15 protein-coding genes are annotated in these 12,520 nt (G+C 59.3%); 5 read left to right on the top strand and 10 right to left on the bottom strand.

The genetic code is table 11. The features are described 5' to 3' along the window. The 8 genes from CHU95_RS04925 to CHU95_RS04895 form a co-directional block, all read right to left on the bottom strand. On the bottom strand, positions 1–247 hold a 247-nt coding region (locus tag CHU95_RS04925), incomplete at its 3' end, for an RHS repeat-associated core domain-containing protein (RefSeq protein ID WP_207762378.1). Between the two features lie 587 nt (positions 248–834). After that, a complete protein-coding gene (locus CHU95_RS04920) occupies positions 835–1,731 on the bottom strand; it encodes an RHS repeat-associated core domain-containing protein (RefSeq protein WP_165772018.1) in 897 nt (298 codons plus the stop codon). 164 nt (positions 1,732–1,895) lie between these two features. Next, the gene (locus CHU95_RS22035; RefSeq protein WP_133065432.1) at positions 1,896–2,333 is read right to left on the bottom strand and encodes a hypothetical protein; all 438 of its coding nucleotides are present in this window, start codon (positions 2,331–2,333) and stop codon (positions 1,896–1,898) included. 17 nt (positions 2,334–2,350) lie between these two features. Continuing rightward, positions 2,351–3,841 (bottom strand): RHS repeat-associated core domain-containing protein, encoded by a 1,491-nt coding sequence (locus CHU95_RS04915; protein WP_133065431.1) that lies wholly within the window; start codon positions 3,839–3,841, stop codon positions 2,351–2,353. A gap of 14 nt (positions 3,842–3,855) precedes the next feature. Then, a complete protein-coding gene (locus CHU95_RS04910) occupies positions 3,856–4,233 on the bottom strand; it encodes a hypothetical protein (protein WP_165772017.1) in 378 nt (125 codons plus the stop codon). 97 nt (positions 4,234–4,330) lie between these two features. Then, positions 4,331–4,729, bottom strand: coding sequence for a DUF6984 family protein (locus CHU95_RS22680; RefSeq protein WP_207762377.1), 399 nt, complete (start codon positions 4,727–4,729; stop codon positions 4,331–4,333). Continuing rightward, the gene (locus CHU95_RS22030) at positions 4,698–5,294 is read right to left on the bottom strand and encodes a hypothetical protein (RefSeq protein WP_165772016.1); all 597 of its coding nucleotides are present in this window, start codon (positions 5,292–5,294) and stop codon (positions 4,698–4,700) included. Before CHU95_RS22030 ends, CHU95_RS22680 begins: the two co-directional genes overlap by 32 nt. A 12-nt stretch (positions 5,295–5,306) precedes the next feature. Further along, positions 5,307–5,978 (bottom strand): RHS repeat-associated core domain-containing protein, encoded by a 672-nt coding sequence (locus tag CHU95_RS04895; protein ID WP_101749362.1) that lies wholly within the window; start codon positions 5,976–5,978, stop codon positions 5,307–5,309. Between the two features lie 405 nt (positions 5,979–6,383). On the opposite strand from CHU95_RS04895, the gene CHU95_RS04890 reads away from it, so the two are divergent. The 4 genes from CHU95_RS04890 to CHU95_RS04875 all read left to right on the top strand — a co-directional run bounded on the left by CHU95_RS04890 (position 6,384) and on the right by CHU95_RS04875 (position 10,540). Continuing rightward, positions 6,384–7,565 (top strand): aspartyl/asparaginyl beta-hydroxylase domain-containing protein, encoded by a 1,182-nt coding sequence (locus tag CHU95_RS04890; RefSeq protein WP_094454266.1) that lies wholly within the window; start codon positions 6,384–6,386, stop codon positions 7,563–7,565. A gap of 76 nt (positions 7,566–7,641) precedes the next feature. Further along, positions 7,642–8,253: a glutathione S-transferase family protein gene (locus tag CHU95_RS04885; RefSeq protein ID WP_094454264.1), complete on the top strand. Its 612-nt coding sequence runs from the start codon at positions 7,642–7,644 to the stop codon at positions 8,251–8,253. Positions 8,254–8,417: 164 nt separating this feature from the next. Then, positions 8,418–9,668, top strand: coding sequence for a D-alanyl-D-alanine carboxypeptidase (locus CHU95_RS04880; RefSeq protein WP_094454262.1), 1,251 nt, complete (start codon positions 8,418–8,420; stop codon positions 9,666–9,668). A 143-nt stretch (positions 9,669–9,811) separates the two neighbouring features. Continuing rightward, positions 9,812–10,540, top strand: coding sequence for a response regulator (locus CHU95_RS04875; RefSeq protein WP_094454260.1), 729 nt, complete (start codon positions 9,812–9,814; stop codon positions 10,538–10,540). On the opposite strand, the gene CHU95_RS04870 is transcribed toward CHU95_RS04875, so the two are convergent. Continuing rightward, the gene (locus CHU95_RS04870; RefSeq protein ID WP_094454258.1) at positions 10,537–10,965 is read right to left on the bottom strand and encodes an NUDIX hydrolase; all 429 of its coding nucleotides are present in this window, start codon (positions 10,963–10,965) and stop codon (positions 10,537–10,539) included. The genes CHU95_RS04875 and CHU95_RS04870 overlap by 4 nt on opposite strands. Before the next feature lie 97 nt (positions 10,966–11,062). Between CHU95_RS04870 and CHU95_RS04865 the strand changes: the two genes are divergently transcribed. Beyond that, positions 11,063–11,647: an NAD(P)H-dependent oxidoreductase gene (locus CHU95_RS04865; RefSeq protein ID WP_094454256.1), complete on the top strand. Its 585-nt coding sequence runs from the start codon at positions 11,063–11,065 to the stop codon at positions 11,645–11,647. Positions 11,648–11,702: 55 nt separating this feature from the next. On the opposite strand, the gene phbB is transcribed toward CHU95_RS04865, so the two are convergent. Continuing rightward, on the bottom strand, positions 11,703–12,425 hold the full coding sequence (gene phbB, locus CHU95_RS04860; protein WP_094454254.1) for an acetoacetyl-CoA reductase: 723 nt from the start codon (positions 12,423–12,425) through the stop codon (positions 11,703–11,705). Between the last annotated feature and the right edge of the window lie 95 nt (positions 12,426–12,520).

Genomic DNA, 12,520 nt, shown 5'->3' with positions numbered 1-12,520 from the left:
GCATCCACCTCCCATCAACCGGATCGTACGCGCGGTTGGACGTGTGGTACAGGCCCGTTTCCGCATCGAACCGCATCCCGGCATAGCGGAAAGACGGCCCTGCCGCCCCGGCCTGCGCGCTGTTGCCATAGGCATCGTAGGTATAGGCCCCGCCCAGCTTGCCGTCGGGGCGCAGCCAGCCGATGACACTGCCTTGCCGGTTGGGCAGCAGGCGGATCAGGCCGCCGCTGGGGCTGTGGATGGCCACGACGGCACCGCCATTGCCCGAGGCGCGGATGGTGCGTTCTTTAGGGGTGTCAGTTCAGGCATCCCCAAACAACCAAAGGAAACACCCAACCCGAAACTCAAAACAGCCGCCTGAAAACCACACCAGAGGAAGCCACTGTCAGGGGATTACCGTATCTGTACAGGCATTGTCATGGCGCCAGAAGTCCGAAAGCCCAGCTAACTTCTAGAAGCTCGTCATTTTGGAATATGACGGAAAGAGAACACGAGATAATCAAAAAATGATAAATATAATTTTCTATTAGATATGTTTCGTCAAAAAATCTTCTATCCGGAATCTTATCGGGATAATATATTAGAACATATCCACCCATTCTGACATCTTCTCTCTTGAATCCAATATTTTCTAGTCTCCGACTCACCGTTTCTCTATTCATTGTTCTATATAATCCAAATTCCTCTCCCTCAGAGTTGCCCGAGTCGTGAAAAAAATACTGATATATAATGGTATCGTTATACAGTTTAAATGAAAATGCTGAAATACCTGTGAGACATAATATTAAGATAATTTTCAGTCTATTTTTCAACTCACCCCCCTGTCAAGCATACTTAACATGATTCACGTGCTATTTTGCTCCCGGTACACATAATTTTCTCCTTGGATGGAACACGATAAGCTTGCTCAGCTCCAGGCGTCGGCGCGCCCGGCGGCAACACCAAAGGCGGCTTTCCTGGAAGCGATTTCGTTGACTTATCATTTCCAATAGAATCTGAAGCAACTTTTACTGCTTCTGAATTGCTATTCGCCGCGCCAGGGGTAAGTTCAGGAAGATAGGAATAGGGTATGTTTCCGGGCCTGTCAGGGCTCCCCAAAGCCTTGCTAACAGATAACCCTGCCTCAATTGTTGCCTCATCGGAAGCATTGATCCGACAAATAGTAATACCATTTTTAGCTGCATCAAGGGGATCATTTAGTGCTCGCCACGCCGTGGCGTCAGCGATATCAGTTTCATTTCTGGTTCCCGTGAGGTCTACAAGCATACCTGAGCCTTTCCCAGGTCCAAAAGAGAAACGAGCAATTGGTTCAGCCCCGACTTCTGGAGCTACAACCACGAACATGTGACGCGCGTAGTCGGTAAACCCTAGGGGCCGAGCGACTATATATGCCTCAAGCCCCGTCGGATCGACCCCCATCACCGGCGAGTTCTTCACATAGGCGTACCGGTTGAGCCCATCCTTGATCCCAATCGGATCAAGCTGCATCCACCTCCCATCAACCGGATCGTAAGCCCGATTGGGCGTGTGGTACAGACCCGTTTCCACATCGAACCGCATCCCGGCATAGCGGAAAGCCGGTCCCGCCGCCCCGGCCTGGGGGGAGTTGCCATAGGCGTCATAGGTATAGGCCCCGCCCAGCTTGCCATCGGGGCGCAGCCAGCCGATGACGCTGCCCTGGCGGTTGGGCAGCAGGCGGATCAGCCCGGCGGTGGGGCTGTGGATGGCCACGACGGCACCGCCATTGCCCGAGGCGCGGATGGTGCGTTCTTTCGGGGTGTCAGTTCAGGCATCCCCAAACAACCAAAGGAAACACCCAACCCCAAACTCAAAACAGCCGCCTGAAAACCACACCAGAGGAGGCCACTGTCAGGGGATTACCGTATCTGTACAATTTATTTACTTGAATCACCTTTGCATTTTATATTGTTTTTTAAATCATTTTTTCTTCGAATAATTTCAGAATCTACGTGATATTTTACTCTTTCTTCTGGTGTTATTTTAGAATAATAAACCTCCAACCAATATAATGACCTCAAGCAATGGAACCTACCACCTCTCCTAAAATACAATCCAGACAATGCTCCCATTGCACTTATATTTCCATTCTCAGCCGCTATCTGCATCCAGTGTAGACGGATATCTGCACTTTTCATTGTTACAAGGGCATCCTCTGCTAGTGCCAGAGCTGCGTCTCCGTCGCCCAATGCAGCCTTTTCCGCCAACCCAGCAGCCATTTCTTGTGACAACGCAATACTGGCTGCTGGGGTCGTATAAATTACCCGCTGTTCTTGATTGCTGTTCGATAAAGAAACAACTGAGAAAGAAGTCATTATTATAAACAATGCTATTATTGGCACCCACCTTCTCTTGTACATACCTTCTCCTTTCTCGGAAGTCTGCTTCCTGTTTTGAAGTGGTCAAATTTGACGTTACCTGTCTTTGGATCAAAAGTTACATTTTTAATCTGTGGATCATTGGAATTAATGTTTCCATCTGACCCAAACTTCAGAATTGGCTCACTACTGCCAGTCGCAGGCTCGTTGCTATTGGAATGAAAATTAATCTTGTTACCACCTTTGTAGGGCAATGCATTATCATTTGGATTGTCGTCTACTGAAGACGGCAATACACCGTATCCTTGCGGGGAAATGACACTGACTTGCAGAGCAATGGCCAGATTTTTGGCAAACTCCTCCCGACCAGAAAGGCACGACAATAATATTACGGGTGTGCCTTTCTTGTAATTATTTTCATTCATTAGCTGCGCTAGTTTAACAGCCTCTTGAATCCAGACTTTGTTTGGAAGATTTCTATTATCAGCGACACCACCCTCATATCCATGGCCTGCAATCACGTAATACCCTTTGGCATTTGAATTCTCGCCCGCGAGGAACAAGGGATCTTGGGGGCTTAACAGATTGAGATCGGCCAACCCCGTCGCGTCCACGCCCATAACGGGCGAGTTCTTCACATGGGCATACCGGTTGAGCCCATCCTTGATCCCAATCGGATCGAGCTGCATCCACCTCCCGTCCTGGGGATCGTACGCGCGGTTGGGCGTGTGGTACAGACCCGTTTCCACATCAAACCGCATCCCGGCATACCGGAAAGCCGGTCCCGCCACCCCCGCCTGGCGGGAGTTGCCATAGGCGTCGTAGGTATTGGCCCCGCCCAGCTTGCCATCGGGGCGCAACCAGCCGATGACGCTGCCCTGCCGGTTGGGCAGCAGGCGGATCAGGCCGGCGGTGGGGCTGTGGATGGCTACGACGGCACCGCCAGCGCCGCTGGCGCGGATGGTGCGTTCCTTGAGCGTACCGTTGGGCTCATACGTGCCCCACTCGATCCCGTCCAGTTCCAGATAAAGCGTCGTGACGCCGTTCACCTGTTTCCAGGCGCGCCCACCCTCCGGGTAGTAACCATAGGTGGCCGCCGTGCCCGGTGCGTTGGCGCCGACCAGCATGTTGCGGGTGTCATAGCGCCAGGTGCGGCCCGCCGCCCCGGTGCGATTGCCGCGCGCGTCGTGGGTCTGGGTGACCCCGTCCACCTTGGTCAGGGCGTTGATGGGCGAGGCGCGGTCGTAGGCAATGGTCTTGGCCAGGGTGGCGGGCGGTTGCCAGAGGAAGGCGGCATTGTCCAACGCCTCATTGATCAGGCCGCCGGCATCGTCATAGGCGTAGCTGGCGGCCAGCGGCCCGCCGGACCAAGCGTGGTTCAGGCTCTTCGACTGCCCGGCAATGTCATAGCCATAGGCGCTGCTGGCGGCCCCGCGCGTGGTGGCCGTGCGGCGGCCCAGCAGGTCGTAGCTGTGGCGCGTCACGGCGTCGATGCCCAGATCCACCCCCGTCACCCGGTTCAACCCGTCATAGCGCCAGCCCACCGTGCCACCCGACCAGGTGGCCCCGGTGCGGTTGCCATCGGCGCCCCCGGATCAAGTCCGGGGCAGGCTCCCGTGAAACTCATCGCCACGGTCGGGGCGACGCCGGTCACGCCCGTGGTGGGACGCGGCAGGGTGATGCTGGCCGATTGCTTGCGACCGGCTGTGTCATAGACATGGGTGCGCACGGTGACGCTGCCCGCCCGCTCCGCCACCACCCGGCCCAGAATGTCCAGGCCATAGGCGGTGACCGGCAGACCGGGGCGGGTGATGCTGGTCGGGCGGTTCAGCGCGTCATAGGTTGTGGTGCTGACGGTGCCGTCACGCTGCGTAAAGCCCGTGCGGTTGTCGGACACGTCATAGCCATAGCTCTCAGACGCGCCATCGGCATAGGACAGGATCGACAGCCGCCCGACATCGTCATAGACCCAGTCGGTGCGGGACAGCAGCGTGTTAGCCGCTTATGGTGCTACATTGAACAGGGGTTGGGTGTATTTTGATGGAATCTGGACAAGGGTATACCAATAATGGTGAAAAATCTACTTTCCAGAAATCAACCTCATATATTTTTCCAGAGTTGTCAACATTAACGGATATATTTACTAATACGCCATCCGAATCAAAATAATCAGCATCTACAATACTCCCTCCTATTATTCTATTTTCGTCCCCTGAAAATAGAATACTTCCCATTCCTCCATCATTCATATCTCTCACCAATATATCATCTAGACCACCATCAATTAGATGAAGGCTTGAGCATTTTGAGAGCAACTCCTTCAGGAGTGCAATTTCAGAGCTGCGTAGACGTCTCAGCCCGTCATGGTCGTGGTGGGGTGATTCGACCGACATTGATTGTCCCATCCGGAAGTTTGAAGGCTCTGTAATCAAGCTTTGTTCCATCTAAATGGACGCTGCCTTTGTAAGGACCATCGGGTAATGACGCACCTGTCTTCGATAGCTGCTGGTTGATTGCTTCCTGCACCGTCTGCCGGTCGAAACCAGCCTTCTCAATATGTCGAAATGCATGAGAAGTTTGGTTCTCCACGGCGCCGAAGCGTACAGTGACACTTTCAGCAGCTTGAGTTATATCATCCGCAGCGCCTGCCAGCTTTCCAACCGTTGCCGTGCCAACTGCCCCCGCCGCAGCAAGCGTACCGGAGCCCGCGCCAGGGGCGACTCCTTCAGCAAGCTCAGCCAATGCCCGAGTAGTCGCAACAGGATTTGCCAGAGCTGCTGCGCCGACCTCGATCGCCACCGGAGCTGCAATAGCAGCAAAGGCACCAATCAGGATTGCATCATCGACCTTGGTCTCAGATTGCGCGACACCAACGCCAACCTGTCGCCCCGCCTCGGCAAGTTTGTCGTCCCGTGGTGTACCGCAGTAACAGGCCAACCCCGTCGGGTCTACCCCCATCACCGGCGAGTTCTACACATAGGCGTACCGGTTGAGCCCATCCTTGATGCCAATGGGATCAAGCTGCATCCACCTCCCATCAACCGGATCGTACGCGCGGTTGGGCGTGTGGTACAGACCCGTTTCCGCATCAAGCCGCATCCCGGCATAGCGGAAAGCAGGTCCCGCCGCCCCGGCCTGCGGGCTGTTTCCATAGGCATCAAAGGTATACGCCCCGCCCAGCTTGCCGTCGGGGCGCAGCCAGCCGATGACGCTGCCTTGCCGGTTGGGCAGCAGGCGGATCAGGCCGCCGGTGGGGCTGTGGATGGCCACCACCGCACCGCCCGTGCCCGAGGCGCGGATAGTGCGTTCCTTGAGCGTGCCGTTGGGCTCGTAGGTTCCCCACTCGATGCCGTCCAGTTCCAGATACAGCGTCGTGACGCCGTTCACCTGTTTCCAGGCGCGCCCACCCTCCGGGTAGTAGCCATAGGTCGCCGCCATGCCGGGGGCGTTGGCACCGACCAGCATATTGCGGCTGTCATAGCGCCAGGTGCGGCCCGCCGCCCCTGTGCGGTTGCCGCGCGCGTCGTGGGTCTGGGGGACCCCTTCCACCTTGGTCAGGGCGTTGATGGGGGAGGCGGGGTCGTAGGCAATGGTCTTGGCCAGGGTGGCGGGCGGTTGCCAGAGGAAGGCGGCATTGTCCAACGCCTCATTGATCAGGCCGCCGGCATCGTCCGCTGTCAGGTGATTGCCAGACGCGCCAGAACATCCACAAAGGCGCGCAAACCCACCAGCTAACTGCTGACTTTCCCCCCACCCTATGCTAATATGTTGGCCATCCCCTCCGCGTCCGCACGCCGCCTTTCGCAGCCGCGCGCTCCGAGATCAGGGGTGTTTTCTGTTGCGCCGTGTTTCACTTAACGGCCCGGGTTCAGCGGTCACCCCGCTGTCCATGAAACACCCCTGCGATTTCTGGTGCATGATGTTTCATCTCTGCCAGCCGTTCGGAGCCGCCGGGATCCGGGCTCCGAAATGCCCGGCCCCGAACAGGGTTGACGCCGGCTGAACCAATCCGTCCAATGGCCGCATCCCGCAGCCAGGATTGCCATCATGTTCACCCGCCCCACCGACCCGACCCAACATGCCCGCGCTGGTGCCGAGGCGTTGAAGCGGGGGGATTTTGCCGGGGCCAAGGCGGGGTTCGGGCAGGCGGTGGCCATGGGGGCGAACGACCTGGGCATTTGGCTGGGTCTGGCCTATGGCTGCCGCGGCGTGGGCGACGCGGCGGGCATGCTGGCGGCGTTGGACAAGGTGCTGGCGCTCGACCCGCGCAATCTGCGCGCCCTGATCCTGAAGGGGGACCATTTCGGCGGCCAGGGGGACCATAAGGCCGCCACCTCCTTCTATAACAATGCCCTGCGCGCGGCCCCGCCAGCGGCACAACTGCCGCCCGATCTGGTGGCGGACCTGCGGCGGGTGCAGGCAGCCACACAGGATTACGCCAAACGTTTTGAAGCCCATCTGCTGTCCAGCCTGGAACAGGCCGGGTTCGGGGCGGAAATGGGCGCGGGCCGGTTCGGTCGTTCCCTGGATATCCTGTTCGGCCGCCGCCAAGTCTATTACCAGCAACCGCAGGCCTATCTGTTTCCGGAGCTACCGCAGATACAGTTCTATGACCGCGCCGCCTTCCCCTGGCTGGAACGGTTGGAAGCACAGACCGACGCCATCCGCCAGGAACTGCTGGCCGTGATGCAAGGCCCGGACGCCTTTCAACCCTACCTGGAGGAAAGCCCCAACCGGGCGCAGGTCGACCGGTCGGGCCTGCGCGGCAACCGGAACTGGAGCGCCTTTTACCTGTGGAAAAACGGGGCGGCGCAGGAGGAGAATATCGCCCGCTGCCCCACCACGGTCGCCGCACTGGCCGGCATTCCCCTGACCGGTATCCGGGGCCGGGCACCGTCGGTCCTGTTCTCGTTGCTGAAACCGGGCACCCATATCCCGGCCCATACCGGCTTTGTGAATACCCGCCTGATCTGTCACCTGCCCCTGATTGTGCCTGGCCAATGCCGGTTCCGGGTGGGCAATGACAGGCGCGAATGGCGGGAGGGGCAGGCCTGGGTCTTCGATGATACGATCGAGCATGAAGCCTGGAATGACAGCGACCAGACCCGTGTGGTTCTGCTGTTCGATGTCTGGCGCCCCGAACTGACGCCGGCCGAGCGGGAGATGGTGGCGGCCATGCTGACCGCCATTGATGATTACGGGGCCGGGGCGGGGGATTGGGGCGCCTGAGGCCGGATGGCGGTGCTGGCGACACAAGCCGGTGATCTGTGCCGATCACCGGGATCAACCAAAGGAAGGTTCACCCATGTTGTTATATGATGACGCCATCGCCCCTACCCCGCGCCGGGTGCGGATGTTCCTGGCGGAAAAGGGGGTGGAGATCCCGCGGCAGATGGTGACCATCGGCAAGGGCGAACATCTGTTGCCGGACTACCGCGCCCGTGTACCCAGCGGCCGGGTACCGGCCCTGGCCTTGGAGGATGGTACGGTGATCTGCGAAAGTGTGGCCATCTGCCGCTATCTTGAGGAGCTTTACCCCGCCCCCAATCTGATGGGCAGTGATGCCAGGGAACGCGCGGTGATCGAGATGTGGCAGCGGCGCATCGAATTTGAGCTGCTGTTGCCATTTGCCGCCGTGTTCCGTCACACCCATCCCAAGATGGCAGCCCTGGAACAACAGGTCCCTGCCTATGCCGCGGTGCAGAAGCCGCAGGCGGAACAGCGTCTGGCCCTGCTGGACCGCGACCTGGGGATGACGCGGTTTGTCGCCGGTGACCGCTTTACCATCGCCGATATCACGGCCTTCACAACCCTGGCCTTTTTCCCCCGCCTGTGCGGTGTCGCCCTGGGCGATCATCTGCCCCATCTCAGCCGGTGGATGGCAGAAATTGCGTCTCGGCCCAGTGCCGGGGCCTGACCAACCCTATTCGGGTATGTCTATGGGACAGGTGCTTGAAATACGGCGATAATTCGCCATCACTAAAGGCATTTTCTTAACGACTTCCTGCTAGACATTGATAATCATCGCCTTTAGCTTGTCCCGATAGCAGGACATCGGGTGATCTTGAAGGGGGTTCGGGCATGGCATTCACGACGATCTGGCGGCGTTCGACGGCCCAATCGCGTATGCTGGTGACGGCCGTCGCCATGGCTGTCCTGGTCGCTGTCGCCACGCCGGCAACTGCCTTTGCCAAATATGCTTCCATCGTCATTGATGCCAAGACCGGGGAAGTCCTGCATGAGGCCAGCGCCGACACGCGCAATTTCCCGGCCAGCATGACCAAGATGATGACCCTGCATCTGGTTTTTGATGCACTGAATGCCGGCAAGATCCGCCTGAACCAGACATTGCCCGTGTCGCGCCATGCCTCCAACATGGAACCCAGCAAGCTGGGTTTGCGGCCCGGCGACAGCATCACCACTGAACAATGTATCCAGGCACTGGTGACCAAGTCGGCCAATGACTGCGCCGTGGTCCTAGCAGAGGCGCTGGGCGGGACGGAGCAGAATTTCGCCCGCATGATGACCGACCGTGCCCGCCAGTTGGGCATGAGCCGCACCACCTTCCGCAATGCATCCGGCTTGCCGAATGCCGGTCAATTATCGACCGCCCGCGATTTTGCGCGTCTGTCGCAAAGCCTGATTTATGATCACGCCAAGTATTACCACTATTTTGCCATTTCCTCCTTCACCTACAAAGGTGTGGTTCATCGCAGCCATAACCGCCTGATGGCCCGGTATGAGGGCATGGACGGGATGAAGACCGGGTATATCCGTGCCTCTGGTTTCAACCTCGCCTCCTCCGCTGTGCGGGATGGGCGCCGCCTGATCGGGATCGTCTTTGGCGGTCAAACGGGTACCTGGCGGGACAACCACATGGCCGATCTGTTGGACGACGCCTTCAACGGCCGGCGCGAGGCGCCGATGCTGGTGGCCAGTAACCAGTCGAAGCCCGCCAAGACTAAGCCGCGGGCCAAGCAGACGGCGCCGGAAACCATGGTTGCCGCCGTGTCGGACAGCATCATCGGCACCGCCAATGCCGCCCCCGCCGTGGCCAGTGTGCCGGCGTCGCGGGCCGGTGGCAAATGGGCCATTCAGGTCGGCGCCTTCAATGACAAGGCGCAAAGCCAGCGCGCCGTCAATCAGGCGACACAAAAGGCGGGCACCTTGTTGGACAGCGCCACGCCGCACCTGATGGAAGTTTCGACGGCTAAAGGCACGCTCTACCGCGCGCGTCTTACGGGGCTGGATGAGAAGACTGCCCGCCGTGCCTGCGCGCACCTGTCAAAATCGGGGCAGAATTGCCTCACCCTGCCTCCCGCCGGCCTCTGATCCGGCAGGCCCTTCCCGGACACATCACGGCCCGCCGCTGCCGGCGGGCCGCTTTCGTTTTCAAGGGGGCTGTGTCCACCTTGACGGCGGTGGGGGACTGTCATAGAGCAGGTTCATTAACCAATCTGCTAACCGGAACAGGCATGGGAACGCAGACAATTGCCATTGTCGAGGATGATCGTGACCTGCGGGAGATGCTGTCGGATTTCCTGGGCGGACAGGGGTTCATCATCCAGACGGCCCCGGATGGCGCCAGTTTCCGCACCCTGCTCACCGACGCCCGGCCTGATCTGGTGATCCTGGATATCGGCCTGCCGGATGATCATGGTTATCGTATCCTGGAATGGATGCGGCAGGGCGAAGGCGACATTCTCCCCACCATCATCATCACCGGCGCCAGCACCCCGCGTGACCGCAGCGCCGGCCTCGACCTGGGGGCCGACGATTATCTGTGCAAGCCGTTCGATCTGGGCGAATTGCTGTCGCGGGTGCGGGCTGTGCTGCGCCGGGCTGCCCCCCGCCCCCTGCCGCCATCATCTCCGGCTCCGGACGAGCTGCATATCCGTTTTGGCCCCTGGCTGCTGAAGCGGGATGACCGGGTTCTGCTGCATGAACCGGATGGCCGGCAGGTCGAGCTGACCGCGATGGAATTCGATCTTCTGTCGGTGATGGTGCAGCGGCCGCATCAGGTATTGAGCCGGGATGAGCTGCTGATGCTGGCCCATACCCGCAAGGCTGAACCATTTGATCGCGCCATTGATGTCCGGATCACACGCCTGCGCAAAAAGATCGAGATCAACCCCAATCATCCCGGCTATATCCGCACCATCCGGGGTACCGGTTACCTGTTCCACCCGGAAGGCGCGGTCTAGGGCCTGTCGCGGAAGGCTGTGCGTAATACTTGTTTTAACGGCTCCCACCCGACCAGTTGCTCGCACTCCGACAACGGAGCCCAACGGGCGTCCAGGGCATCGTCGCCGGGCACCGGATCGCCGGACACCCAGTCCGCCGTGACATCCACGATGGTGTAATGGAAACGCAGGGTGCCGTCGGCATCACGCACGATATTGTCTACGGCGGTCAATATGGACCGGGCGCGGGCGATGATGCCCGTCTCCTCCCGGACCTCCCGCTCTGCCGCCTCGAACAAGGTCTCCCCCAGTTCCTGCGACCCGCCAGGCAACGACCATTCGCCATATCCGGGCGGTTTGCCCCGGCGGATCAACAGCACCTGCCCGTCTTTCCAGACCAGACAACCGACACCGACACGGGGATGGGTGGGAGGATGATCGACCATGGTTAAATTTCTGTCTCTGAATTGACGAACGTCAAGGTCTCCGCTGGCGACATGATCCTATCCTGCGGTTCAGAACGGGCGAGAAGGCATGTGCGACATGGCAACCATCACCCTGATCCAGGGCCATCCTGATGCCGGTAACGGCCATCTGCTGGACCTGCTGGCCGATACATACCTCGATGGTGCCCTCTCCGGTGGGCATAGTGTGGAGATGCTGCGCCTCAACAGCCTGAACTTTCCCCTGATCCGTTCCAAGAAGGAATGGGAGGAAGGGCCGGTGCCACCCGATATCCAGGCAGCCCAGAGCGCCATGCTGACGGCCGACCATCTGGTCTTTCTGTTTCCGCTGTGGCTGGGTGACGTCCCGGCCCTGATGAAGGCCTTTCTGGAACAGGTGGCGCGGCCATCCTTTCTGCTGACCGACCCGGAAAAGGGCTTTGCCAGCGCCCGCCGTTTGGCGGGGTGCAGCACACGCAGCATTGTCACCATGGGCATGCCGGCCTTGATCTACCGGCTCTATTTCCTGTCGCACGGGGTGCGCAGCTTCAAACGCAATGTCCTGGGCTTTGCCGGCCTGGGGCCCAATGCCGACACGCTGATCGGTATGGTCGAGAACATGCCCACAAAGCGCCGCGACCGGCTGGTCAAGCGCATGGAATCGCTGGGAAAGGCCGGGGCGTAACGATAGAGCCAAAGACAGGGGCGGACGCCGTTGCCAGCGCCCGCCCGCACACGCCTTAATACATATGCTGGCCGCCATTGATGGACAGGGTCGAGCCAGTGATGAACCCGCCTTCGTCCGCCACCAGGAACAGCACGCCACGGGCGATTTCCGAGGCCTGGCCCAGGCGACCCACCGGCACCTTGGCGACGATCTTCTTCAGAACGTCGGCGGGCACGGCGCGGACCATGTCAGTGTCGATATAGCCGGGCGCGATGGCGTTGACCGTAATGCCCTTGGCGGCCCCTTCCTGCGCCAGGGCCTTGGTGAAGCCATGGATGCCCGACTTGGCGGCGGCATAGTTCACCTGACCATACTGACCAGCCTGCCCATTGATCGAACCGATATTGACGATACGACCAAAGTTGCGTTCACGCATGCCGTCGATCACGGCGCGGCAGGTGTTGAAGCAGCTTGTCAGATTGGTCTGAATGACGGCGTTCCACTGCTCAAAGCTCATGCGGTGCATGGTGCCGTCACGGGTGATACCGGCATTATTGACCAGCACATCGACGGGGCCAAGATCAGCCTCGATTTGTGCGACAGATGCCTTCACGGCCTCAAAGTCCGACACGTCGAACTTATAGGCCTTGATGCCGGTGCGTTCGGTGAATTCGGCGGCGGCCGCGTCATTGCCGGCGTAATTCGCGGCGACGATGTAGCCGGCATCCTTCAGCGCGACGGAAATCGCCTCACCAATGCCGCGCGTACCACCCGTCACCAATGCCACTCGTGCCATTTGTTTCCCCCGTTGTTGTGGCCTTCAGGCCTGCTGTAAATCACTGAACTTTAATACCAGCGGCGGGTTGCCGCCTTGATGTGCCTCAGAGGTCC

This window comes from Niveispirillum lacus (assembly GCF_002251795.1).
GTDB lineage: Bacteria > Pseudomonadota > Alphaproteobacteria > Azospirillales > Azospirillaceae > Niveispirillum > Niveispirillum lacus.
The sequence above is the reverse complement of the archived record's forward strand: the minus strand, read 5'-3'. Positions and strand labels throughout refer to the sequence as shown.